The organism is Novosphingobium acidiphilum DSM 19966 (assembly GCF_000429005.1).
GTDB lineage: Bacteria > Pseudomonadota > Alphaproteobacteria > Sphingomonadales > Sphingomonadaceae > Novosphingobium > Novosphingobium acidiphilum.
In genome coordinates, this window is sequence record NZ_AUBA01000008.1 from 69,057 (window position 1) to 93,552 (window position 24,496).

25 protein-coding genes and 1 pseudogene are annotated in these 24,496 nt (G+C 64.0%); 12 read left to right on the forward strand and 14 right to left on the reverse strand.

Features of this window, described 5'->3' with window-relative positions; all coding sequences use genetic code 11:
• Window positions 1-200 precede the first annotated feature (200 nt).
• Complete coding sequence (locus G404_RS18615) at window positions 201-1,028, forward strand: hypothetical protein (protein ID WP_245584462.1); 828 nt, start codon at window positions 201-203, stop codon at window positions 1,026-1,028.
• Here the strand turns inward: G404_RS18615 and G404_RS0108860 are convergent.
• Window positions 1,006-1,632 (reverse strand): class I SAM-dependent methyltransferase, encoded by a 627-nt coding sequence (locus tag G404_RS0108860; protein ID WP_028640760.1) that lies wholly within the window; start codon window positions 1,630-1,632, stop codon window positions 1,006-1,008. The genes G404_RS18615 and G404_RS0108860 overlap by 23 nt on opposite strands.
• 162 nt (window positions 1,633-1,794) lie before the next feature.
• On the opposite strand from G404_RS0108860, the gene G404_RS0108865 reads away from it, so the two are divergent.
• Window positions 1,795-3,126, forward strand: coding sequence for an MFS transporter (locus tag G404_RS0108865; protein WP_245584463.1), 1,332 nt, complete (start codon window positions 1,795-1,797; stop codon window positions 3,124-3,126).
• Here the strand turns inward: G404_RS0108865 and G404_RS18620 are convergent.
• On the reverse strand, window positions 3,101-4,030 hold the full coding sequence (locus G404_RS18620) for a CDP-alcohol phosphatidyltransferase family protein (protein WP_036520870.1): 930 nt from the start codon (window positions 4,028-4,030) through the stop codon (window positions 3,101-3,103). The genes G404_RS0108865 and G404_RS18620 overlap by 26 nt on opposite strands.
• 323 nt (window positions 4,031-4,353) lie before the next feature.
• On the opposite strand from G404_RS18620, the gene G404_RS0108875 reads away from it, so the two are divergent.
• Window positions 4,354-5,454 carry an inositol-3-phosphate synthase gene (locus G404_RS0108875; RefSeq protein ID WP_028640762.1) on the forward strand — a complete coding sequence of 367 codons (1,101 nt, stop codon included), beginning with the start codon at window positions 4,354-4,356 and terminating at the stop codon, window positions 5,452-5,454.
• An 87-nt stretch (window positions 5,455-5,541) separates the two neighbouring features.
• Entirely contained in the window at window positions 5,542-6,306 is a 765-nt protein-coding gene (locus G404_RS0108880) for a phosphocholine cytidylyltransferase family protein (RefSeq protein WP_028640763.1), read from the forward strand.
• Here the strand turns inward: G404_RS0108880 and G404_RS0108885 are convergent.
• Both G404_RS0108885 and G404_RS18625 read right to left on the reverse strand, forming a co-directional pair.
• Window positions 6,303-7,241, reverse strand: a complete 939-nt coding sequence (locus G404_RS0108885; RefSeq protein WP_028640764.1) for a 2-hydroxyacid dehydrogenase — start codon at window positions 7,239-7,241, stop codon at window positions 6,303-6,305. The genes G404_RS0108880 and G404_RS0108885 overlap by 4 nt on opposite strands.
• 7 nt (window positions 7,242-7,248) lie before the next feature.
• The gene (locus G404_RS18625) at window positions 7,249-7,833 is read right to left on the reverse strand and encodes a DUF2141 domain-containing protein (RefSeq protein ID WP_245584464.1); all 585 of its coding nucleotides are present in this window, start codon (window positions 7,831-7,833) and stop codon (window positions 7,249-7,251) included.
• Between the two features lie 275 nt (window positions 7,834-8,108).
• On the opposite strand from G404_RS18625, the gene rpe reads away from it, so the two are divergent.
• From rpe to G404_RS18635, 5 genes and pseudogenes are all read left to right on the forward strand, one after another.
• Complete coding sequence (gene rpe, locus G404_RS0108895; protein WP_036520942.1) at window positions 8,109-8,801, forward strand: ribulose-phosphate 3-epimerase; 693 nt, start codon at window positions 8,109-8,111, stop codon at window positions 8,799-8,801.
• A 137-nt stretch (window positions 8,802-8,938) separates the two neighbouring features.
• Window positions 8,939-10,726 (forward strand): heparinase II/III family protein, encoded by a 1,788-nt coding sequence (locus G404_RS0108900; protein WP_084601206.1) that lies wholly within the window; start codon window positions 8,939-8,941, stop codon window positions 10,724-10,726.
• Window positions 10,727-10,750: 24 nt separating this feature from the next.
• Window positions 10,751-12,340: a bifunctional phosphoribosylaminoimidazolecarboxamide formyltransferase/IMP cyclohydrolase gene (purH, locus tag G404_RS0108905; protein WP_028640767.1), complete on the forward strand. Its 1,590-nt coding sequence runs from the start codon at window positions 10,751-10,753 to the stop codon at window positions 12,338-12,340.
• A 5-nt stretch (window positions 12,341-12,345) separates the two neighbouring features.
• Window positions 12,346-12,630: pseudogene (locus tag G404_RS20980) on the forward strand (acyl-CoA thioesterase domain-containing protein); the annotation flags it as partial.
• A 112-nt stretch (window positions 12,631-12,742) separates the two neighbouring features.
• Window positions 12,743-13,165, forward strand: coding sequence for a thioesterase family protein (locus tag G404_RS18635; protein ID WP_028640769.1), 423 nt, complete (start codon window positions 12,743-12,745; stop codon window positions 13,163-13,165).
• Here G404_RS18635 and G404_RS20845 read toward each other — a convergent pair.
• From G404_RS20845 to G404_RS18640, 9 genes are all read right to left on the reverse strand, one after another.
• A complete protein-coding gene (locus G404_RS20845; RefSeq protein WP_028640770.1) occupies window positions 13,162-13,815 on the reverse strand; it encodes a cell wall hydrolase in 654 nt (217 codons plus the stop codon). The genes G404_RS18635 and G404_RS20845 overlap by 4 nt on opposite strands.
• Window positions 13,816-14,028: 213 nt before the next feature.
• Complete coding sequence (locus tag G404_RS0108925) at window positions 14,029-14,364, reverse strand: DUF1491 family protein (protein WP_028640771.1); 336 nt, start codon at window positions 14,362-14,364, stop codon at window positions 14,029-14,031.
• An 8-nt stretch (window positions 14,365-14,372) separates the two neighbouring features.
• Window positions 14,373-14,834 carry a PTS sugar transporter subunit IIA gene (locus tag G404_RS0108930; protein ID WP_028640772.1) on the reverse strand — a complete coding sequence of 154 codons (462 nt, stop codon included), beginning with the start codon at window positions 14,832-14,834 and terminating at the stop codon, window positions 14,373-14,375.
• Between the two features lie 183 nt (window positions 14,835-15,017).
• Entirely contained in the window at window positions 15,018-15,617 is a 600-nt protein-coding gene (gene hpf, locus G404_RS0108935) for a ribosome hibernation-promoting factor, HPF/YfiA family (RefSeq protein ID WP_028640773.1), read from the reverse strand.
• A gap of 33 nt (window positions 15,618-15,650) precedes the next feature.
• Window positions 15,651-16,358 carry a DNA polymerase III subunit epsilon gene (gene dnaQ, locus G404_RS0108940; protein WP_028640774.1) on the reverse strand — a complete coding sequence of 236 codons (708 nt, stop codon included), beginning with the start codon at window positions 16,356-16,358 and terminating at the stop codon, window positions 15,651-15,653.
• A gap of 131 nt (window positions 16,359-16,489) precedes the next feature.
• Window positions 16,490-17,089, reverse strand: coding sequence for a dephospho-CoA kinase (gene coaE, locus G404_RS0108945; protein ID WP_028640775.1), 600 nt, complete (start codon window positions 17,087-17,089; stop codon window positions 16,490-16,492).
• A complete protein-coding gene (gene aroE, locus G404_RS0108950) occupies window positions 17,086-17,964 on the reverse strand; it encodes a shikimate dehydrogenase (RefSeq protein WP_028640776.1) in 879 nt (292 codons plus the stop codon). The genes coaE and aroE overlap by 4 nt, the downstream gene beginning before the upstream one ends.
• Window positions 17,961-18,569, reverse strand: a complete 609-nt coding sequence (locus G404_RS0108955) for a Maf family protein (protein ID WP_036520948.1) — start codon at window positions 18,567-18,569, stop codon at window positions 17,961-17,963. Before G404_RS0108955 ends, aroE begins: the two co-directional genes overlap by 4 nt.
• Window positions 18,570-18,571: 2 nt before the next feature.
• Entirely contained in the window at window positions 18,572-19,459 is an 888-nt protein-coding gene (locus G404_RS18640; RefSeq protein ID WP_084601210.1) for a pyruvate, water dikinase regulatory protein, read from the reverse strand.
• Window positions 19,460-19,812: 353 nt separating this feature from the next.
• On the opposite strand from G404_RS18640, the gene hemE reads away from it, so the two are divergent.
• A complete protein-coding gene (gene hemE, locus G404_RS0108965; RefSeq protein ID WP_028640778.1) occupies window positions 19,813-20,841 on the forward strand; it encodes a uroporphyrinogen decarboxylase in 1,029 nt (342 codons plus the stop codon).
• 1 nt (window position 20,842) lies between these two features.
• Here hemE and G404_RS0108970 read toward each other — a convergent pair whose 3' ends face one another.
• Window positions 20,843-22,324 carry a hypothetical protein gene (locus G404_RS0108970; protein ID WP_084601190.1) on the reverse strand — a complete coding sequence of 494 codons (1,482 nt, stop codon included), beginning with the start codon at window positions 22,322-22,324 and terminating at the stop codon, window positions 20,843-20,845.
• Between the two features lie 308 nt (window positions 22,325-22,632).
• Here G404_RS0108970 and G404_RS0108975 point away from each other — a divergent pair, with 308 nt between their 5' ends.
• Both G404_RS0108975 and rho read left to right on the forward strand, forming a co-directional pair.
• Window positions 22,633-23,076: a CopD family protein gene (locus G404_RS0108975; RefSeq protein WP_036520876.1), complete on the forward strand. Its 444-nt coding sequence runs from the start codon at window positions 22,633-22,635 to the stop codon at window positions 23,074-23,076.
• Between the two features lie 160 nt (window positions 23,077-23,236).
• Entirely contained in the window at window positions 23,237-24,493 is a 1,257-nt protein-coding gene (gene rho, locus G404_RS0108980) for a transcription termination factor Rho (protein ID WP_028640781.1), read from the forward strand.
• The last annotated feature ends 3 nt before the right edge of the window (window positions 24,494-24,496 follow it).

Genomic DNA, 24,496 nt, shown 5'->3' on the forward strand with positions numbered 1-24,496 from the left:
CGCTCCGCTTTGGCGGCGCGCTGTCGCTGGTGCAAGCACGCTTTCACGAAAACCGGTTTCCACGGGCCGCTTCGATGGCCTGGGCGGTGTGGACCAATTCGGCAGCCCCACGGCTGGGGTGGCCCTGTAAAAGGTCCCGGCGGCGTTGCGGAATTGGTCCACGCCGCCTAGAGATGGCGTGAAGAGCGAGGTGTCGAAACGTGGTTACCCTGGACAGCAGCGCCGCATGGCAAACCGCACGCCGTATTGTGTCGGCCAATCGCGATGTGCTTTTGGCGATTGCCGGCGTGTTTTTCCTGATGCCGCAGCTGGTCAACGCGCTGTTGCCCATGCCCCAGGTCATGCCGGGCATGACACCCGAACAGATCGGCGAAGCCTTCACCGGGTTCTACACGAGCAGGCCTTTGCTGTTTCCCGTGTTGCTGCTGCTGACTTTGCCGGGGCTGGTCGGGCACCTGACCATGCTGACGGTGCTGCTTGACCGCGATCGCCCGACAGTGGGTGGCGCGATCCGCACCGGGTTTCAATTTTTGCCCAGCTATCTTGCGGTGCAATTCCTGATCGCGCTGGCCCTGTTTGTCATGCTAGTGCTGGTCACGGGCGTTTTGTCGCTGCTGTTCATTCCGCCGGCCATCGCGTCGGCCATTGCCATCGTCGGGGCGATCTATCCGCTGCTGCGCCTGGTCATGGTCGGGCCTGAAATGATCGTGCGCAAGGTGCCCAATCCGTTTCGTGCGATCGGCTTTGGCCTGGGACGCACGCGCGGCCATTTTACCAGCCTGTTGCTGTTCTTCATGCCCGCGGTTGCGATCTTCGTCGTCATTTTCGGCCTGGTGCTGATCTTTGTGAATCCGCTGCTGGCGCTGGTCGTGCATGGCGAATCGCTGCGTCTGATCAGCGAAGCGATCGCGGCGGTGCTGACCGCAATCGGACAGACGTATTATGCGGCGATCGTCGCATCGACCTATAACCAGCTCGGCCCGGTGGGCGGGCTTGGTGACGCGATCAGCCCTTCCAACCCCAGCTGATCACGCAAGGCGGCAGGTTCACGGGTTCAAAACCCCTGTCGATCCGTTCGAAATAGCCTGCCATCATCTGCCGTGCATGCGTGGTGTATTGATAGACCAGAAACGCCCCGCCCGGGCGCAGCACCCGCCGGGTTGCTGCCATGATTGCAGGGCCGACACCAGGGGGCAGCGTGCTGAACGGCAGGCCCGACAGGACATGGTCGGCATGATCGAAACCGTGCGCCGCGACAATATCCACCACATCTGCGGCCGACCCCAGGACCGCGCTGAACCGCGAATCGCGGATCGTTGCCTGAAGATAGGCAATGAAATCGGGATTGGTGTCGATCACGATCAACACGCCATCGCGCCGCAGCCGTTCGAGCACCGGACGGCAAAATGTGCCGACGCCCGGCCCATATTCGACAAACACCCGGCAATTGCCCCAATCGACCGGTGACAGCACCCGCCGGATCGTGCGCTGCGATGACGGCACCAGCGCGCCAACCATCGCCGGGTGCTGGACAAAGCCTTTCAGAAACAGCGCCATCGGCCCCAGCAACGCGCGCGCCTTGCGCTTGATCCGGGCGGGTAGGGGTTCGTGGGCGAACTGGACTGGCGACATTTTTATTATCACCTTTTGATATGGGGTCATGCCTTCAGGTTTTGCTCGGTCGCAAAAACCGCCCCCCATTGCAAGCCCCACCACGCGATTGCATGACGCGGCCAACCATCCTACCGGGCTTTGCGGTTTCCAACGACACCAATAAAGGAGCGATTGCGCGCAATGAGCGGGGCGGGTGCGGTTGAAGACGGCGCGCAAAGCGTGCCGGCCGGGCGGATGGCGCTGCTGTTTGCGGTCATGCTGATTACGGCGGCGGGCAACACCGCGATGCAGTCGGTGATGCCTTCGATCGGCACGCATCTGGGCATTGCCGATGTCTGGGTCAGCCTGGCCTATTCCTGGTCGGCGCTGTTGTGGATGCTGCTCGCGCCGTTCTGGGCGCGCAGATCCGACCGGCTTGGCCGCAAATCGATGATGTCGTTGGGTCTGGGGGGGTTTGCGCTGTCGTTTGCCTTGTGCGGCACGGCACTGCTGGCGGGATTGCGCGGCATGATCGGCGGGATGACCGCCATCGTGCTGTTTGCGCTGGCGCGTTCGTTGTACGGCACGTTCGGGTCGGCAGCGCCGCCTGCGGTCCAGGCCTATGTCGCCAGCCGCACCGGGCGCGGCGAACGCACCAAGGCGCTGTCGCTGATCGCATCAAGTTTTGGCCTGGGCACGGCACTGGGGCCGGCACTGGCGCCATTGCTGATCCTGCCGGGCGTCGGCCTGATCGGGCCGTTCATGGCATTTACGCTGGGGGCCCTGGGGGTGCTGGTGGTCCTGCGCTTGCGGCTGCCCGATGATACGCCGCACGAGGGCGATCCCGAAAGCCATCCGCCACGCGCGCCCACCCGCACGATCGGCGAACAGGGCGATGGCTGGCATGAAGGCGGCGACGATGCCGACGCTTGTGAAACCGGGCGCCTGCGCTGGGGCGATCCGCGCATCCGGCACTGGCTGCTGGCCGGCATTCTTGGCGGGCAGGCGCAATCGATCATGCTGGGCGTGATCGGGTTTCTTTTGCTCGACCGGCTGGGCCTGCGCCACCAGCCTGACGCCGCCGCAGGGCCGATCGGCCTGGTGCTGATGTGCGGAGCGATCGCCATGCTTCTGGCGCAATGGGGGCTGATCCCGATGTTGTCGCTGGGGCCGCGCATGTCGACGATGCTCGGCATGGGTCTGGTGCTGGCAGGCGTGGTACCGGTGGCGCTGGGCACCAATCTGCATGCCATTGCCACGGGTTTTGCGATCTGCTCGGTCGGATTCGGCCTGTTCCGCCCCGGTTTCACCTCGGGCGCAAGTCTGGCCGTCAGCCTTGGCGAACAGGGCCAGTCTGCGGGAATTGTCGCGGCGGTCAACGGATCGGCCTATATCGTGTCACCGGCGATCGGCGTGTGGTTGTACAACCATTCGCACTGGATGGTCTGGGTGCTGATCGAGGCACTGGTGCTGAGTGTGCTGGTCCTGTTCCTGACCGACCGCAAGGCTACGCGGCAAGCCCCAGTTCCTTGACCACGCGCATCGCGGCGGCGTTTTCGCGACGCACCGCGATCACCAGCAGCACGTTCAGCACCAGCGACTGATAGACGAAGTACCACAGCGGGCTGCCGATCAGCATGGCAATGCCCAGGGTGATCGCGCGCGGATTCGGGCTGAGATACCACAGCATCGACAGCAGCGGGCGTTGTTGGCGCTGCACTTGCGCGCGCACCCGGGCCAGCCGCGTGCCGTCGCCTGCGCGATCTTCGGCAATCGCGGCGGTCACTTCGGTATCGATGGTCAGGGCATGCGGGCTCATCCCCGAAGCCAGCCGCAGATAGCCTGCGACAAACCCGCGCAGGATCCACGCCACGCCGCGCTGGTCCTTGAACAGCTGCCCGTCGGCCTGCGTTGCGTTCTTCAGCCAGGGTACGCCATAGGTCCAATATTGATAGAACCGCCGCTGCACTTCGACGAAATTGGCCTGCGCCACGTGGCTGGCCCCTGCCGCGAGCGCCCAGAACCATGCCCAGCCCCAGCCAAGCGCGGGTGCGAGCACGATCACCAGCAGCACATACAGCACGATATGGCTGGCATAGTCGCAGATCCCGTCGATCAGTTCGCCCAGCGGGCTGCTGCGCCCGGTCAGCCGCGCCAGATCGCCGTCCGCGCCATCGACAACGTGCCAGGTCATATGCAGCAGCATGCCCAGCAGTGGCGCCCAGGGCCATACCAGGCCCCAGACCGGAGCGCGCCAATAGACCACGCCCGCCGCCACCACGAACAATCCGCCCGCCACCGAAACCATGTTGGGCGTAACCGGGGTTGGCGCCAGCGCGCGCGCCAGCCGCCACGCCAACGGGTGGTAAAGATGGTGATTGAGCGAATCCTGCAGTTCGCGCGCGCGGCGCGGCCGTTCGCGGGGGGCTGTCGCCATCGGGTTTCCGTTCATTCTGCGCCGGCCGGGCCAGCAAAACTGGGTGCATCGGCTTGTGGCAAAATCAGCGTGACAAAACAAACCCGCAGACGACGCTACGGTGCATGAATCCCCGATCATGCCCCGGATCGGCGCAATGGTGCGGAGTCGCACCCGGACATGGCCGCGCCAGAGCCGCCACACCGCCCCGCGAAAGCGTCGATGTTTCCACGGTTTGCTTGACAAACGGGGGATTCCGCTTGCATTCGGGCATGATTTCGCAAACTAAGGCACTTTGGTGACAGCCATCCCGAAGTGGTGCCTGTCGAAGAGGACGTGCTTACATGAAGCCAATCAAGGTCGCGGTGATCGGCGTGGGAAACTGCGCCAGCTCGCTTGTCCAAGGGGTTTATTTCTATCGTCAGAACAATTCGGCCGGGGGTCTGATTCACGACCGCATCGGCGGATATGGGGCCGGTGACGTCGAATTCGTGCTGGGCGTCGATGTCGACGCACGCAAAGTGGGCAAGGACATCGGCGAAGCCATCTTTGCCGGGCCGAACTGCACCGCCGTGTTTCACGCCGATGTGCCCCAGACTGGTTCGAAGGTGATCATGGGCCGCATCCTTGACGGGGTGGCCGAACACATGACCGGTATGGGCGATCGCGGGTTCATCCTGGCCGACGCGCCCGAAGCCACGCACGACAGCATGGTCGCCGCGCTGAAGGCATCGGGCACCGAAGTGCTGTTGAACTTCCTGCCCGTCGGATCGCAGACTGCGACCGAATTCTACATGGAAGCAGCACTCGAAGCCGGTGTGGCGGTGGTCAACTGCATGCCGGTGTTCATCGCCAGCACCCCTGAATGGGAAGCCCGTTTTCGCGCCAAGCGCCTGCCGATCGTCGGTGACGACATCAAGGCGCAAATTGGTGCAACCATCGTCCATCGCGTGCTGTCGAGCCTGTTTGGCGCACGCGGCGTAACGGTGGAAAAGACCTATCAGCTCAACACCGGCGGCAATACCGATTTCATGAACATGCTCGACCGCCAGCGGCTGGGCAGCAAGAAGGAATCGAAGACCGAAGCGGTGCAGGCCATGCTGGCACAGCGTCTGGCCGACGAGAACATCCACGTCGGCCCGTCGGACTACGTGCCGTGGCAGAAGGACAACAAGCTGTGCTTCCTGCGCCTTGAAGGCACGCAGTGGGGCAATGTGCCGATGAACCTGGAATTGCGTCTGTCGGTTGAAGACAGCCCCAATTCGGCGGCCTGCGTGATGGATGCCATCCGCTGCTGCAAGGTTGCGCTGGAACGCGGCGAAGGCGGTGCGCTGGTTGGCCCTTCGGCCTATTTCTGCAAGCATCCGCCCCAGCAGTTCAGCGATGATATCGCCGCACAACTGGTCGAGGAATACATTACCGAACCGGCCCTCGCGGCCGAGTAATCCGGTTGAATCCAGACGATCGGGGCGGTGTCGGCATACGCTGACACCGCCTTTTTCGTCTGGGTCAAAATTAGGGGGGACATCCTGATGGATGCGCTGATCATTGCGGCCGGCTATGGCAGCCGCCTGGCATCGATTTCGCCGTCGAAACCGCTGACACCGGTGTGCGATGTGCCGATCATCGAACTGTCGATCCGGCAGGCGATGCTGGCCGGCGTGTCGCGCGTGGTGGTTGTCACCGGCCACGAAGCGGCCCGCCTGGAACTGTTCCTGGCCGATCTGTCGTTGCGGCTGGGCATAGCCATTGTGCCGGTGCGCCTGAACGACTGGTCAACACCCAACGGTCATTCGGTGATCGCCGGCGCCACACGGTGCGACGGCAATTACCTGCTGATGATGGCCGATCACCTGTTCGATGTGGAAATTCTGGCACGGCTGATCACCGAGGCAAAAGACGATTGCGGGCTGTTGCTCGCGATCGACCGGCGCATCGACAGCCCGCTGATCGATCCCGAGGATGCGACCTGGGTCAAAATCGACGACCACGGGCTGATCCGCGATATCGGCAAGACGATCAGCCCCTATGACGCGGTCGATTGCGGGGCGTTTCTGGCCACGCCCGAACTGGCCCCGGCGATCCGTGCGGCCATCGCCTCGGGCAAGGCGGGATCGCTGTCCGAAGGGGTGCAGGTCCTGGCGCAGTACAACCGCGCGGCCACGCTCGACATCGAGGATGCCTGGTGGATCGACATCGACGATCCGCATTATCATGCCCTCGCCGAGAAAACCGCGATGTGGCACTTTGCCCAGGCGCTGGCGGTGACCGGGGTGGTCGACGCCGATCAGCGTTAACGCGTTTCGGCCACCGGGGTCAGCGCGGCGCCCGTGGCAAACCAGGCTGCCAGATTGTCGACCATCATCTGACCCATCGCCTGGCGCGTGATCTGCGAAGCGGAACCGATGTGCGGCAGCAGCACCGCGTTGTCGCAGGCCAGCAAGGCCGCAGGCACATGCGGTTCGTCTTCGAACACATCCAGCCCCGCGGCCAGGATCGTGCGGTGTTGCAGGGCGGTGATCAGCGCTGTTTCATCAACCACGGTTCCACGTGAAACGTTGATCAGCACACCTTGGCGCCCAAGCGCCGACAGCACGCGCGCATCGATCAGTTGCCGCGTGGCCGCACCGCCCGGCACGATCACGATCAGCACGTCGCAGGCCTGGGCCAAAGCTTCGACAGACGCATACCGTGGCCAGGCAACATCGGGCTGGTCGCTGCGGCCATGCCAGGCGATTTCGACGGCAAAGGCATCCAGCCTGCGGGCAACAGCCTTGCCGATCCCGCCCAGTCCGACAATGCCGACGCGCCGGCCGCGCAGCGAGGGCGACAACGCAAATGCACCCTGCACCCAGCGTCCTTCGCGCACAAAGCGTTCCGCGGCAGGAATGCGGCGCAACGTGGCCAGCAGAAGGCCGAGTGTCAGATCGGCCACCTCTTCATCAAGCACGCCGGCCGTGTTGGTGACGACGATGCCGCGCGCTACGGCCAACGCGATATCGATGTTGTCGTAACCGACGCCGAAGTTGGCAATGATCTCCAGCGCCGGCAACCGCGCCAACTGCGCCGCGCCGACAGGCCCCGCCAGCGTGCTGGCGGCCATGCCGCGCACCCGGGCCAGCACCGCATCGGGCACGCCCTGCCACAGCCGGTGCACGGTGAATGCCGCATCCAGCGCCGCCATCGTCACCTCGGGAAAAGGTGCTGCGACCAGGACGTCGGGCGCGTTCACCGCCGGATCATTCGGGATATTTCAGGTGGATTGTCGTCGCCAGATTGGTGCGCGGGATCGAGATACGCACCGAACGGAATGTCGGAAGGCTGGCGATCGTGGGCGGATTGTTGGAAAATCCGAAACCTTCGGTCGGAATGCCGAGCACGCCCGAACGGTTGATGGTGCCCGACATGTCTTCGTCATGATAGACCGCCAGCGCATAGACGCCGGTTTGCGGCAGGAACACGCAGAACCGCGTTGCACCCGCCACAGTCGGGGTGCGCACGACATAAAGCGATCCGTTCTTGATCAGAAACCGGTCGGGGTTGTCGGCATAGACCGTGGTCGTCACCTGGCCTTTGCCGTTCCGCACGCCATCGACGTTGATGTACATCCAGACATTGCTGGCCGGTCCGAGGCAAGGGGGCGCAGCCAGCGCGGGGGCTGCGGCAGACCCGATCATCGCGGCAAGACCCAGCGCACAGACACGCCGGAAGCGAACATTGAGCGCAAGGCTGGGACTGGAAAACCGCACGGTGGAACGCATCGCTGTCAGGGCCCGCAAGCTGGAATGGCCCTGATCCATGCGCCAATCGCGGGTTTCGCGCAAGATCGGCCAACCGCGCCAAATTGTCGCAAACCCGGCACAAATGCACCGCACCGACAACCGACGATCGGGCACCTTGTACGCAACCCATAGAAAACGGCGTGTTTTACGACAGAGCGTGTGGAAAACGCGCGCAACACCGCTTGTGGCGGCAGGACCCCATAGCTATCCGCAGATCTGGAGCAGTCCGGGCATCGGCGCGCCGATGGTGCGTGCCCGGCTGACATGACCGCGCCACCCTTGCCACCGTGGCGCATGAAATGGACCGGGTTGCCACAATGACTGTTCCGTCGGGCGAAGCGCCAGCCAGTTCCGCGCCGCTGATTTCACCATCGATCCTGTCTGCGGATTTTGCGCGGTTGGGCGAAGAAATCCGCGCGATCGATGCGGCTGGCGCCGACTGGGTGCATATCGATGTGATGGACGGCCATTTCGTGCCCAACATCACGATCGGCCCCGCGGTGGTCAAGGCGCTGCGCCCGCACACGACCAAGCCGTTTGATGTCCATCTGATGATTTCACCGGTCGACAGTTATCTTGAAGCGTTCGCAGCGGCGGGTGCCGACATCATCACCGTCCATCCCGAGGCGGGGCCGCATATCCACCGCACGGTTCAGGCGATCAAGGCGCTGGGCAAAAAGGCGGGGGTCTCGCTCAATCCCGGAACCCCGGCCAAGATGCTCGATTATCTGATCGACGATATCGATCTGGTGCTGGTGATGAGCGTCAATCCGGGTTTTGGCGGCCAAAGCTTCATTTCCAGCCAATTGCGCAAGATCGAGGCGATCCGGCGGATGATCGACAAATCCGGTCGGCCCATCCTGATCGAAGTCGATGGCGGGGTTGACCACGCCAACGCCGCCGCCTGCGTGGCCGCGGGTGCCGATGTGCTGGTTGCCGGAACCGCAACGTTTCGGGGCGGTCCCGATCGCTATGCGGCCAATATCGCCGCGCTGAAGGCATCGGGCTGAGCCTTATGGATCGCCCCGGCATGACCACCGCCCATCGTTCCGGCGCCGGTGCCGACCGGGGCCAAGTCGACCACGCCGGGATCGATTGGCCCGATGCTGCAACCCGCCGGGCCATCCCGCTTGAAGGCGCAAGCGACATGCATGTCGAACAGCCCGCGCTTTCGTTCGATGCCGATGCGATTGACCCCGGCATGATCGAACCGGGGGTCATCGAACCGAGCCGTGCACTGGCGCTGGCCGATTTTTCACCCCCGCAGGTCAGCACCGGCGAACGCCTGATCCGCATGGCCTATCGCTTTGGCCTGGGTCCGCGCGCGCTCAATCCGTTTGGCAAGCGGGTTGCGCCCCGGCTGACCGCGACTGTTGCCAATCCTCTGCCGGGCGATGCGGCGGCGGGCACGGCGCTGCGCGCCGGGCATTTCCTGCTCCACGGGCTTAAGGCGCCGATCGCCGATATCGAATTTTTCGGGCCGCGCCTGGCACCCCCGCTGGAACGGCTGGTACACGGATTCGGCTGGTTGTCCGATCTTGAGGCCTGTGCTGCGCGGCCCCAGTGCACGGGCGTTGCCGAACGTATTCTGGGCCGTTGGCTGACCGCCAATCCCCGTCCCGATGCCACGCCCGCGTGGGACGTAGGCAATGTCGGGCATCGCGTGCTCAACTGGTTGATCCACGCGCCGTTGATCCTGTCGGGCCAGGATCGGACGTTCCGCAATCGCGCGCTGCGTGCGATGGAAACCACTGTGGCCTGGCTGGACCGCAATGTCGGTCGTGCCGAGGACAAGCTGTCCGAAGTGGCCGGGTGGACCGCGATCAGTGCCGCCGGCCTGTTGCTGGCCGATGGACGTGCACGAAGGCTGTATGGCGAAGCCGGGCTGGTGCATGCGCTGGGCGATCTGGTGGGTGACGATGGCGGCGTGCTGTCGCGCAATCCGCGCTGCCAGATCGAGGCAATCGAACTGCTGGTGCGCCTGCGCGCCTGTTACGGGGCGGTGCGCGCCGAGCCGCCGCCGCAGATCGACACGATTCTGGCGCTGCTGGTGCCCCCCTTGCTGGCGGTGCTGCACGGTGATGGGGCGCTGGCCGCATGGCAGGGCGCGCATGCCATTCCCGCCGCGCGGATTGACGGTCTGATCCGCGCCACCGGGGTGCGCACCCGGCCTTTGCGCGATGCCCGCCAATGGGGCTATCAGCGCGTGGCCGCGCGGCGTTCGATTCTGTTGTTCGACGCGGCACCGCCACCCGTGGCGCGCCATGCGCGCGACGGCTGCGCGTCGACGCTGGCGTTCGAATTCAGCCACGGGCCGGACCGGATCATCGTCAATTGCGGCGGCGGTGCCTGCGCCGGCGGGTTGATCCCGGTGCGCCTGGCACAAGGTCTGCGGGCAACCGCCGCGCATTCCACCCTGACCATCGATGATTTCAATTCCACCGCGGTTCTGATCAACGGCAAGCTGGGCACCGGCGTCTCCGAAGTCGACATCGATCGTCGCATGTTGAACGGTGACGGCCCCGGCAGTGGAGCCACCCGGCTTGAAGCGAGCCACAACGGCTATGTTTCGCGCTATGGCCTGACCCACCGGCGCATCCTGATCGCGCGCGACGACGGCAGCGAGCTGCGCGGCGAAGATTGCCTGGTGCCAACCGGCCGCAAGGGTAAACGTGGCATGATCGGTGTCGCCTTGCGCTTTCACCTGGGCCCGCATATCGAACTGGCGCAGGGTCGTGATGGCCTTGGCGTGACACTTGCGCTGCCCGATGGCAGCCTGTGGCAATTCCGGTCGGGCCGCGATCCGATCGCGATCGAGGAAAGCCTGTGGGCCGATGGCCAGGGCCGCCCGGTGGGCACGCGCCAGCTGGTCATCGCGGCCAAAGTTCCACGCAGCGGAGAAACATTCTCCTGGCTGCTCAAAAAGATGCGCTAAGCGTAACAATTCAGGGAAACGCGTGTGAACACCATCAAAATCGGCCGGGCGCTGCTGTCAGTGTCCGACAAGAGCGGGCTGGTCGAACTGGGCCAGGCATTGGACGCATACGGAGTCGAGCTGGTTTCAACAGGCGGCACGGCCAAGGCCCTGCGCGAAGCGGGTCTGACGGTACGCGACATTTCCGAACTGACCGGCTTTCCCGAAATGATGGATGGCCGGGTCAAGACGCTGCACCCCGTCGTTCACGGCGGATTGCTGGCAGTGCGCGACAATGCCGAACATGTGGCCGCGATGCAGGCCCACGCGATCGGCGCGATCGATCTGGTGGTGGTCAATCTCTACCCGTTCGAGGCGACGGTTGCGCGCGGTGCCGGCCGTGATGAAACGATTGAAAATATCGACATCGGTGGCCCCTCGATGGTGCGATCTGCGGCCAAGAACCATGCCTTTGTGACGATCGTTACCGATCCTGCCGACTATGCCACACTGATCGATGAACTGGCGCAAACCGGGGGGGCAACCACGCTGCCGTTCCGCCGCCAGCTTGCCGCCAAGGCCTATGCCGCCACGGCGGCATATGATGCCGCGATTGCCGGATGGTTTGCGCGCGTCGATCAGGGCCAGCATTTCCCCGCCACGCTGGCACAGGCGCACCATCTGGTCACGACCTTGCGATATGGCGAAAACCCGCATCAGAGTGCAGCACTTTATGTGCCGCGCGGCACCGATGTGATCGGCCTGCCGCAGGCCGAACAGATCCAGGGCAAGGAACTGTCGTACAACAATTACAACGATGCCAACGCCGCGCTGGAACTGATTGCCGAATTCACCGATGCCGGCCCGACCGTGGTGATCGTCAAGCATGCCAACCCCTGCGGCGTGGCCACGGCACCCACGCTGCTGGCAGCATGGCAGGCCGCACTGGCGTGCGATGCGGTTTCTGCTTTCGGCGGGATCGTTGCCACCAATGTGCCGCTTGACGGCCCCACGGCCGAAGCAATCGGCGCGATCTTTACCGAAGTCGTTGTGGCCCCGGGTGCAGACGACGCCGCGCGGGCGATCTTTGCGCGCAAGAAAAACCTGCGCCTGCTGATCATCCCCGGCCTGCCACAGGCCAGCCGCGCCGGGTTGATCACGGTGCCCATCGCCGGTGGTCTGCTGGTGCAGGATCGCGACAATGGCCGGCTTGATCCGGCCAATCTGAAAGTGGTGACCAAGCGGGCCCCCGACCCGCGCGAACTGGCCGACGCGCTGTTTGCCTGGACCGTGGCCAAGCATGTCAAATCGAACGCCATCGTCTATGCCCGCGATGGCGTTACCGCAGGCATCGGCGCGGGGCAGATGAACCGCCGCGATTCGTCGCGGATTGCTGCTGCCAAGGCGGAAGAAGCCGCGCAGACCCATGGCTGGGATGCGCCGCGCACCGTGGGTGCGGCGGTTGCCTCTGACGCCTTTTTTCCGTTTGCCGATGGCCTGATGGCCGCAGTCGAGGCGGGTGCGACCTGTGTCATTCAGCCGGGCGGATCGATCCGCGACGAGGATGTGATCAAGGCTGCCGATGATGCGGGCCTGGCCATGGTCTTCACCGGCATGCGCCATTTCCGCCACTAGGTTCCATGGCCGACCACTTCTTTGACGCCGCAGGCGACAGCTTTGTGCCCACGCCGGCCGCGCGCGGTTACTGGGTGCCGGGCACACTGAGTGGCGCGGCAGCGGCGTCGCTGCTGGGGTTTGTGATCGAGCGTGATTTTTTCGCGCCCGACTGGGTGCCGGTCCGGCTGTCGGTTGACATGGTGCGCATGCCGCCCTCGGCCCCGCTGACCGTGGAAACCCAGGTCGTCCACGAAAGCGGGCGGCTGCGGCTGATCGAGGCACGGTTGATGGCCGAAGGGCGGCTACAGACCCGGGCGCTATGCCAGATCGTGCGCCGCGGCACCCAGCCGGCCAATCCGGTGTGGCAAAGCCCACGCTGGCCCGCGCCACATCCCGACACAGGCGCACTGGCGCTGGGACATGCGCGCAATCCCGGCAGCCCACGACAGGTTTGTGCGCAGCGCTGCCCCGGTGCAGGTTGCCGCATTGGGCAATCCCCCCGTGCTGGGCACGCTGTCTCCGGCCAGTGCGCGTCAGGCCTGGCTCAGGGTCGACATGCAGATCGTGGCCGGCCACCCGCTCAGCCCGTTCCTGATGCTGGTCACCACAGCCGATTTTGCCAGCCCGCTGACGCATAGCAGTGAATTCGGCATCGATTTCGTCAACACCGATTTCACGGTGCATCTGCACCGCATGCCACACGGAGCCTGGCTGGGTTACGAACTGACCGGCCACAGTTCCGCAGACGGCGTGGCCGTGGGGCAGGCCGCAATCCATGATCTGGAAGGGCCGCTGGGCGTGATCGTCGTATCGGCCATCGCCAACAGCAAACGCGAAAACTAGCGATAGAATACGTGATTTTCGATCCGGGCGACCTGGGTCCGGCCGCCCATCGGGCCGATCCGTGCGGCATGGAAGAACAGCGCGCCTTCGGCTGGGCTTTTCCATGCGCCGCGATGCGCGATCATCGCGATCCTGACCGCGTTTTGCCACAGGCGGTTGGCGCGATTGATCGCCGGCATCGTGCCGTGGTGAATGAACGAAAACTGCGAAGGCTGGTACACCACGCCGCAATACGATGCGGGAAACCGGCCCGAGGCGGTGCGCGCAACGATCACGCGTGCCACAGCCAGCTGCCCGGCCAGGCTTTCGCTGCGGGCTTCGAAATAGATTGCACCAGCCATGCACTCGATTTCGGGTGAGATGGTTGCCGGCAGCGCGATCGTGTCGACCAATTGGTGCAACGACGCCGCGTTCATGGTCGGCGCTTCGGCTGCGGTCCCCGCGGCGGGGTCGACGTGCGCATCGGTCAAGGGTTGAACCGTGATGTCGCCGGGCAAGGCCGACCGGGCTGGGTCGATCGGCGCCTGGGCTTCGCTGGCCTGAATCTGCTGGTCCTGGGTATGGGCATGCGCAACGCACGTGCCAGACACCGCAAAGGTCAATGCGAGTGCCAGGTTGAACCCGGCATTCAGGCGAACGAAACGAACCACGCTTTATCCAAAATCGGCGGTGAACTTCGGACCGGGGTTTGCTGCAAGCGCTGCGGATCGCGAGATCTGCGGTTCTTGGCCAAAGGCCGGGTCGTCTGCCCCCCGTCTGCGTGCCAGTGCAAGGGGCCAGAATACCGCTTGTCACCGCCTGCGCATCAGAAGAGCGCCCGGGTTATGCGCCGGCCCTGTCGAGTCAACCCACGTGGGGGTGAGTCAGGCGGCGTTCAGGATGGACCGTTCCACGTCCGCGACAGTCAGTTCGACTATCCACACGTCGGGATCCTGGCGCTTGCGCCGATCGAGATAGTCGTCGAAGTCTGTTGGCGCCTGCGGGTCTTGCGCGCGCACCGCCATCCAGCGCCGCGGACCGGCCGGATCGGGCAGGCGTTCGTACAATGTGCCGATCCCTTGACGATCAACCGCCACCACCAGGATCGTGCCGGCATCCGCCTCGCCCTTGTGCAGGACCATGGCAAATCCGCCCGCGGCCTGCGTCCGGCGCACAAGGGCCGATACCTCAAGCCCGGCAGGCAGTCGCGGTGTGTCCATGCTGCCGGTCAGGCGGCGTCGCGGTCGATGACGTTGACCAGTTGCGCATAGATCGAATCGGCATCGGGTGCCGCCATCAGGCGCGCATGCATCCGATCGTCGCGCATCATGCGCGAAATCCCCGCCAGCGCCTGCAAATGCACGGCCCCTGCCTGGTCGGGTGACAACAGGCCGAACACGCAATCCACCAGCATACCGTCGGCAGCGGCAAATTCCACCGGGCGTTCAAGCCTGAGAAACGCGGCAACCGGGCGCGACAGACCGGCAATGCGCGCGTGGGGTATTGCCACGCCGCGCCCGAACCCGGTGCTGCCCAGCGCTTCGCGTTCGAGCACGCGTTCAAGCACGTGGGCGTGATCCAGCGCATAGACGCCCGCAAAACAGTCCGCGAGCACCGACAGGATCTGTGCTTTGGACTCTGCGCGGATCACCCGCACCGCCTGTTGATCGATCGAAAAAAGCGCGCTCATCGCCGGTATGATACCATTTGTCTGGTAAAGGCCCCGTCACGTGAGGCGCGCCATGCGCCTGATTGGGCCAACACGCAAGGGTCGATTGGCGTAGAGCGCCATTTGCGCGCCCGATCCGCAAGCCCAGATGGCCTGGTCCCAACCTGCAACCATGCGGGTCTGGACCAGGCCGAGGGTGCCGTCCTATTGTCCCGGTTCGACCCAGCCAATCGATCCATCGCCCCGGCGGTAGACCATGTTGTGCACCCCCGTGCCCGCGTTCTTGAACAACAACGCATTGGTGTTGCGCAGATCGAGCATCATCACCGCATCGGATACTGTGGCGGTGGGCACGTCGACGCGCGTTTCGGCGATCACCAGCGGCGCATCGGCCGGTTCCTCGTCAAGACCGGGGTCGGCAAACAGCGTATACGTCGCATCTTCGGCACCGCCTGCAAAACCGGTGAAATTGGCATCATCCTGGCGTTTGGCATGCTGCGAATTTTCGTGCCGGTCCTTGATCCGTCGCTTGTAGCGACTGAGTTGCCGGTCGATTTTTTCCGCCGACTGGTCAAGCGCCTGGTGGGCGTCCTGCGCAATCGAGCTGCCTTTGAGGATCAGGCCCTGCGCCACATGGGTGACGATATCGCAACGAAAACCGCCATGCGGAGCCTTGCCCAGCGTAACGTGCGAGGACAGCGCGCGCGAGAAGTACTTGTCGACTATCACCGCCAGCCGCTGCTGGGCATGCGCCTCGAAAGCGGCGCCGGTGTCGACCTGGTGTCCCGAAACGCGAATATCCATGGTTCTTCTCCTATATTCCCCCAGCCCCGCGGTTTAACCGCGGGTCCACAAGGGGTCTGCGAAGCCCGCCATGAATTCGCCATGGCGGGCCAGTTCGGCATCGCTCGGCCGATGGGGCCGCGCGGGGCGAAACGGACGAGTGGCTGATGGGGTTCCTTGCCCAAGCGCCGGGGCATCGCCGGCGGTGGCGCCCACAGCCGGGGCATCGGCGGCCAGTTCAAGCCCGATCTGGCGCCCACCCATCAGTTCGACATAAAGCTGGGCCAGCAATTCGGCGTCGAGCAGCGCGCCATGCCTGGTGCGGTGGCTGCGATCGATGCCATAGCGCGAACACAGCGCATCGAGGCTGAGTTTTGCCCCGGGATGCTTGCGGCGGGCAATTGCAATCGTGTCGACCATGCGGTCGAGCGACACCGCCTGCATCCCGCAGGCGGCAAGCTCGGCATTGAGAAAGCCGAAATCGAATGCCGCATTGTGCGCGACCAGCGGCGCATCGCCCAGAAACGTGATAAGGTCAGCGGCGTGTTCAACAAATTTGGGCTTGCCGGTCAGGAACGCGATCGACAGGCCGTGCACCGCCTCGGCCTCGGCCGGCATGTCGCGTTCGGGGTCGAAATAGGCGTGGAAGACCTGGCCCGTCGGCACACGGTGGATCATTTCGATACAGCCGATTTCCACCAGCCGGTGCCCACCCTTGGGATCAAACCCTGTTGTCTCGGTGTCAAAAACGATCTCGCGCATTCATCGGACGATGGACCCGTGCGCGAGCGCTGACAAGGCGTCCGATCAAATTTGTGCAATCGGCGCAAAAGGAAATTTTGCCGCGCAATCAGCGATATACGTATTTTCCGCTGAGGCGGTTGCGCAATTTTTCAGTCGGCGCGCCGGCGCAGCCCGTTGACCAGCGCGGCGACCGTCCGTTCGGTCTCTGCCAGCGGGCAACCGGTGTCGATCACATGGTCGGCCCGCGCCCGCTTGTCGGCATCGGGCACCTGCAGCGCCAGGATCTGGTCGAACTTTTCCTCGGTCATGCCGGGCCGCGCCAGAACCCGCGCCCGCTGCATCGCCGCCGGCGCCGACACCACCGCCACTGCATCAAGGCCCGCGCCATGGCCTTTTTCATACAGCAGCGGGATATCGAACACGATCAGCGGCGCATCGGCGTGTTCGGCCAGAAACGCCTCGCGCATGGCGCCCACGGCAGGGTGCATGATCGCCTCGAGCCGGGCCAGCGCGTCGCGATCGCCGAACACCCGCGCGCCAAGCGCCTGGCGCGACACACCGTCGGGCCCGGTGGTGCCGGGAAACGCGGCCTCGATCGCGCCAAGCAGCGGACTGCCGGGTGCCTGCAAACTGTGTACCGCGGCGTCGGCATCGAACACCGGCACGCCCAGCGCGCGCAGCATGCGCGCCACCGCCGATTTGCCCATGCCGATCGATCCGGTCAGCCCCAGCACGAACGGCCTGGTCATGCGGTCAGCCGGGCGCGCAAATCGTTGTCGGCAGTGCCGCGCGGCGGGACCGCGCCGAAAAAGCGCCGAAACGCATGATCGGCCTGACCGATCAGCATCGACAGGCCATCAACGGTGGCAAACCCGGCCGCGCGCGCGGCCTGAAGAAACCGCGTATCGAGCGGGCTGGTGACAATATCGTAAAACACCGATCCCGGCGGGGCGTGGGTCAGGTCGAAATCGGGTGGGGCATGGCCGGCCATGCCCAGCGACGTGGCATTGACGATCAGGTCGAAACACCCGGCGCGGTCATCGAAGGCGAAATCGGTTGCCGCCGCAAAGTGCCGCAGATCGATCGCGTGGTGTTCGCCCGCCGGATCGAGTTCATCGAGCAGCGCGCGCGCCTTGCCCGGATCGCGCCCGGCCAGTACGATCACCATGCCGTGGCCCGCAAGCGCGGTGACAATAGCGCGCGCAGCGCCGCCTGTGCCCAGAACACGCGCCATGCGAAACAGGTGCGGCTGGGCCAGGGCGGTGCGCAAGGGTTCGAGAAACCCCGGAACATCGGTGTTATAGCCGACCAGTTCGCCGTGTTCGGGTACGATGGTGTTCACTGCGCCGACCTGGCCGGCCAACGGATCAAGCCGGTCGAGCAGCGGGATCACCGCCTGTTTGTGCGGCATTGTCACATTGCAGCCCCGCCAATGCGGATCATTGCGGCGGGCAGCAACGAACGCGGCAAGATCGGCAGGGGCAACGTGCGTGGCGCGGTACGACGCTGCCAGCCCCAGACGTTCGAGCCAGAAGCCGTGAATGGCAGGCGATTTCGACTGTCGAATCGGATCGCCGATCACCTCGGCGTAGTCCTGGGCATAGTCCTGGACCGCCGCGGTCATTCTGCCAATGCGCCCAGTTTGCGCAGCGCACCCAGCAGCGCCAGCAGCGGCATGCCGAGCACGGTGAAATGACTGCCCTCGATCGTTTCGAACAGTTGCACGCCGCGCGCCTCGATACGGAACACACCGACACAGGCCGCAACCGCGGGCCATTCGCTGTGGAGATAGCTGTCGATAAAGCTGTCGGTAAGTGTTCTGACTTTCAAGCGGGCGGTTTCGACGTGGCGCCACACCACCACCCCGTCGCGCGCCAGCACCGCCGCAGACGACAGCGCCATGGTCTGGCCCGAAAAGAACCGCAGGTGTTCTGCCGCATTGGCGCGCGTTGCCGGCTTGTCGAATTGCCGGCCCGCAACTTCAACCAGCGAATCACCGCCCAGCACGAGCCGGCCGGGCATTGCCATCGACACCGCCAAAGCCTTGGCCTCGGCCAGGATCGTGGCAACATCGGCGCCCGGCACGCCGATCAGTTCGCGTTTCAGTTCGGTTTCGTCCACCCCCGCGCTGCGGGTTTCGAACGGCACCCCGGCCTCGGTCAGCATGGCCCGGCGCGACGCGCTTTGCGACGCAAGGACAAGATGTGCGGTGTCACCCGTTGTGGCCATGATCATTGCGCCGAACCGTTGCGCCCGGCTTCAAGCCAGCCATCATCATCACGCGCGATGTCCATGCCGTGCGCGGCGCGCACGTTGTGGCGTTCGTTGTACAGGTTGATCACGGCGGCTGCGGTCTCCTCGATCGAACGGCGGCTGACATCGATCACCGGCCAGCCGTTGTCGGCAAACATGCGCCGGGCAAATTGGACTTCGCGCGCCACGTGATCGTTATCGACATAGCTGGTTTCCGGCGCCTGGTTCAGCGACAGCAGGCGATTGCGGCGCACCTGGATCAGCCGTTCGGGGCTGGTGGTCAGGCCCACGATCAGCGGCCGGCGCACGGCAAACAGCGATACAGGCGGCGGGCTTTCCACCACGATCGGGATATTGGCCACACGATATCCCCGATTGGCGAGATAGATCGCGGTGGGCGTCTTGGAACTGCGCGATACGCCTGCCAGGATGATGTCGGCCTGTTCCCAGTTTTCCCAGCCGATGCCGTCATCATGGGCGATGGTAAACTGGATCGCCTCGACGCGGCGAAAATAGGCCTCGTCCATGGCGTGCTGGCGCCCGGGACGACCACGCGCCTCCTGCCCCAGCAGCGTGCCCAGCGCATCGGTCACCGTGTCGAGCGCCGAAATGCTGCGCAGGCCAAGCGCGGTGCACCGCTGTTCAAGCCGGTCGCGGATCTCGGCGCTGACCAGCGTAAACAGCACCAGTCCGGGGTTGGCCGCGATCTCGGTCATGATCCGGTCGAGATGCTGCTGCGAACGCACCATCGGCCAGAAGTGGCGCACGACCTCGGCGCTTTCATACTGGGCCAGCGCCGCCTTCGCGATCATTTCCAGCGTCTCGCCGGTGGAATCCGACAAAAGATGAAGGTGAAGACGCTGCATGGGCCCCTGATAATGGCAATCCGGGACAAGCCGGGATGAATCTGTGGACAGAGCGCGGATAAACCACGGGATGAATGCGCCGACAAGCGCAAGCCGGCGATCCGTCCCCATGATCCCGATCGTCCGGGCCATTTTCGCCACAGGATGGCCGCATTTGCCCACATGCTGTGGACAACGGGCACAAGTTTTCCTTGCCACCGGGTTCGCACAGAGTCGCATGGCCGAAATTTTTGTGGGCACGGTGGATCAATTGGGGCAGACCGCGACAATCCCCGGTATCCACAGGGCCAACAGACTCCTACATCCAGATTCAAATAAGACTCTTTTGTTGATTGAGAACGGACGCGAACACGATGCCAGGTCCTTTGCTTGATACGCTTTTGGGTGCAAATATCGCCAGACGCCCGATCTGGCTTATGCGGCAGGCGGGGCGATATCTGCCCGAATACCGCGCCTTGCGGGCCGACAAGGGCGGTTTTCTCGAACTTGTTTACGACAGCCCCGCGGCCACGGAAATCACGCTTCAGCCGATCCGCCGGTTTGGTTTTGACGGGGCAATCCTGTTCAGCGACATTCTGATCGTGCCTTATGCGATGGGCCAGAATCTGGAATTTCTGGCAGGCGAAGGCCCGCGCATGTCACCCCGGCTGGTGGATACCGCGCTCAGCGCGCTCAGCGCCGTGCCACAGCGGCTTGATGCGATCTATGCCACGGTGGCAGGGGTGCGTGCCGCATTGGCCCCTGAAACCACGCTGCTGGGCTTTGCCGGCAGCCCCTGGACGATCGCAACGTACATGGTCGCAGGCGAAGGCAGCCGTGATCAGCACGAGACGCGCGCGATGGCGTATCGCGATCCGGTTGCGTTTCAGGCGATCATCGACGCCATTGTCGATGTCACGATCGAATATCTGTGCGGCCAGATCGTTGCCGGGGCAGAAGCGGTGCAATTGTTCGATTCATGGGCAGGCAGCCTGGCTCCGCGTGAATTCGAACGCTGGGTGATTGCGCCCAATGCGCGGATCGTCGCTGCTCTGGCCGATCGCCATCCGGATGTGCCGGTTATTGGCTTTCCAAAGGGGGCCGGTGAAAAACTGCCGGCTTATGCGCGTGAAACCGGCGTGGCCGCAGTCGGCATCGATGAAACGATCGATCCGGTGCGGGCAGCACACGCGTTGCCCGAAGGCCTGCCGGTGCAGGGCAATCTTGATCCTTTGCTGTTGCTGGCCGGTGGTGATGCCCTTGACCAGGGCGCACGCGCGGTGCTCGACGCTTTTGCCGGGCGCCCGCATGTATTCAACCTGGGCCACGGGATCGGCCAGTTTACCCCGATCGATCATGTCGAACGGTTGCTGGCAGTCGTGCGCGAATGGCGGCCCGCCTGACTCAGCGCACAGGCGGCGTGATCAGCACCCAGCCCAGGTCACGCCGCACCATTTGTCCGGATTCAACCCGATAGCCTTGCGCCCGCAGCGCGGCGATGACGGTTGTCGCAGAAGGATGCAGATTGGCCGCATGTTCGGTCCAGAACAGGTTCGGGCAGGTGGCTGACAGCGCCCGTGACCCGGCCCCGCTCAGCGCAAACCCGTGCCTGCGCGCCATCATGGCATAGGCAAACGGCAGCACATCGCGATTGTCGCGCGGTGCGGAATTCAGCACTTCGCCGTTCCAGTGCAGATCGGCAAAGACACGGGTATCGGCGCATTGGTGCACCTGTCGCGCAATGATCGTGGTTGTGCCGTTCCAGCTCCACTGGCGCACCGTGCCGGCAAGGTTCACCAGCAGTATCGGTGCGGTTGCCAGCAGCAGTACGGCATCGACCGTGCGCTGCACGCGAAGCGGCAATCGTTGCACAGCATGTGCCGCCGTGATTGCCACAACCATGGCCACGATCGGGTCCAGCGCCACAAGATAGCGGGTGATCAGCATCGGGCGGTGCAGGTGGGCCACGATCAGCAGCGCCAGCGCCAAGACCGTTCCTGCCACGAATGTCACGATCAGCGTCAGGGGCTCGCGGTAACGGGTGTGGCCCCGCCAGGCCCCGATCCCGATCATCATCGTGCCGGCAATCGCACAAAGCGCCAGCAGCGGATTGGCGGTGGTGGCGCCGGACAGTTCCTGTTCGATGGCCCAGCGCGCCGCATCCGGACCGGGTGGTATCCAGAAAGTGGTGGTGTTGGCGACGATTGTCGTCATTTGCGCCGCCATGAACAGCGCAAAGGGCACCAGCACGATCGCAGCGATTGTTGCCAGGCGCCACGCTTCGGGCCGGCGGCGCACCAGGATGAGCTGGGTGATTGTCGCGCCGACCAGACCCAGCACGATGACCGTGGTGACCAGGTGCACGGTGAACGCCAGCATCAGGACCACGCCCAGCATGATCGGGCGCGGTTGTGCGCCACCTTTGCGCAAACATTGCGCCAGCAATGGCAGCACCAGCGCGGTCAGCACCAGCGACAGGAAATAGGATCGCAGCTGGTCGATCCGATCGAGCGCGGTAAACAATGCGGCCAGTGCCAGTGCATAATACCATGCCATCGCGCGAAACCACGGATCGCTGCGCGCCACACGAAGCGCTGCCACCAGCGCGATGCCCAGTATCGCACAATTGACCGTACGCAGCAGTTCGACAGTATGGCCAAGACCCAGCGTTTCGAGCAGGCGCGCCCAGAGCCAGGCCAGCGCATAAAACACCGGCGGGTGGTTGTCGCGCATCCAGGCAGGGGCCAGTGTTGCCACCGACACATCGGGCCGCACCATGTAAAACGAATAGAATTCGTCATACCACGGTCCGCGCCCGATGATCGCAAAGCCGGCGGCCGTGACAAACAGCAGCAGCAGGATGACAAAGCCTGCGCGCGGACGCATGATCAGCGGCGAGAAGGCATGGTGTGCGCCGATGATTTTGGCCCCCGATGATGTGGTAGAACGATGCGGACCAGACTGCGGATTTGCAAGGCCAAGATGCGGTTCGTCGATGCGCCTGCAGCGCTCGTCGTTGCAGAACGGTACAAGTTCGTCGTGCGGCCCTATCAATGCGACCGGTGCGGCGCATTTCATCTGACCGGACGGCGCAAGGGCAAACGCATTCCCCGCCCGGCTCGCAAGGATCCTCCCGCAATGCCTGTTGCCAAAGCTGCGCCCTTCCGGCAGCGCACGTCAGAGACTATGGAACCATGATGCAGGTGCTCGCGATGCTCTATCTCTGGCTCAAGGCCGGCCATGTCATCTTTGTCGTATTCTGGATGGCAGGCTTGTTCATGCTGCCAAGATTTTTCATTTATCATCAAGAGCTTGCACCAAGTTCGCCGGAAAATGCGCTGTGGGTCGACCGTGAAGCGCGACTGTTGAAGATTATTCTGTGGCCATCGCTGATCGCGGTGTGGGCATTCGGCCTGGTGCTAGCGGTCAATGGTGGCTGGTTCACCCAAGGCTGGTTCCATGCCAAGCTGGCGGCCGTGGTGATCCTGACGGGCTATCACGTGTGGATGGCCGACTATGCCCGCAATCTTGCCGTCGGGCGCCGCAAGCTGACCGGCAAGCGTCTGCGTCTGCTGAACGAAGTGCCCGGCGTGGCCGCGGCGATCATCATCGTGCTGGTAATCGTCAAGCCGTTCTGAGGCCGCTTGCGTCGTGCTTGATTGACGGCGCGCGCCGGCCCGGATATGGGCGTTGGGCTACCCGGATTTTCCGCTCGCGAACCGTCACGGTTTGCACATGGTCCGCTTTCCCCAAGCCCTATGACCATCCGGCCTGCACACCCCTTTGCTGGAACGACCCATGCATCTGAAAGAATTGAAAAAAACTCCTCCCGCTGCACTGGTGGCAATGGCCGAAGAGCTTGGCGTCGAAGGCGCCAGCACGATGCGTCGCCAGGATCTGATGTTCGCCATTCTCAAGGAAATGGCCGAAGACGGCGAAGAAATCCTGGGCATCGGCACGATCGAAGTGCTGCCCGACGGTTTCGGTTTTCTGCGCAGCCCCGAAGCGAACTATCTGGCGGGGCCCGATGACATCTATGTCTCGCCCAACCAGGTTCGCAAATGGGGCCTGCGCACCGGCGACACGGTCGAAGGTGAAATCCGCGCGCCCAAGGACGGTGAACGCTATTTTGCCATCACCCGGCTGATCAAGGTCAACTTCGATGATCCCGAGGCAGTGCGTCACCGGGTCAATTTCGACAACCTGACCCCGCTCTATCCCAACGAACGCCTGCGGCTCGATACGCTTGACCCCACGGTCAAGGACAAGTCGGCACGCGTGATCGATCTGGTCAGCCCGCAGGGCAAGGGCCAGCGCGCGTTGATCGTGGCACCGCCGCGCACCGGCAAGACCGTGCTGCTGCAGAACATGGCGAAAGCGATCACCGACAACCACCCCGAAGTGTTCCTGATCGTGCTGCTGATCGACGAACGCCCGGAAGAAGTGACCGACATGCAGCGGTCGGTGAAGGGCGAGGTGATTTCCTCGACCTTTGACGAACCGGCCACACGCCACGTGCAGGTTGCCGAAATGGTGATCGAAAAGGCCAAGCGCCTGGTTGAACACAAACGCGATGTTGTGATCCTGCTGGATTCGATTACGCGCCTGGGCCGGGCCTACAACACCGTGGTGCCAAGTTCGGGCAAAGTGCTGACCGGCGGTGTCGACGCCAACGCGCTGCAACGACCCAAGCGGTTTTTCGGCGCAGCGCGCAACATCGAGGAAGGCGGTTCGCTGTCGATCATCGCCACGGCGCTGATCGATACCGGCAGCCGCATGGACGAAGTGATCTTTGAAGAATTCAAGGGCACCGGCAACTCGGAAATCGTGCTCGACCGCAAGGTGGCCGACAAGCGCATCTTCCCCGCGCTCGACGTGGGCAAAAGCGGCACGCGCAAGGAAGAATTGCTGGTGGCGCGCGATCAGCTGTCCAAGATGTGGGTACTGCGCCGCATCCTCATGCAGATGGGCACGGTCGATGCGATGGAATTCCTGCTCGACAAGATGAAGGATTCCAAGACCAACGAAGACTTCTTCGCGACCATGAACCAGTAAGGT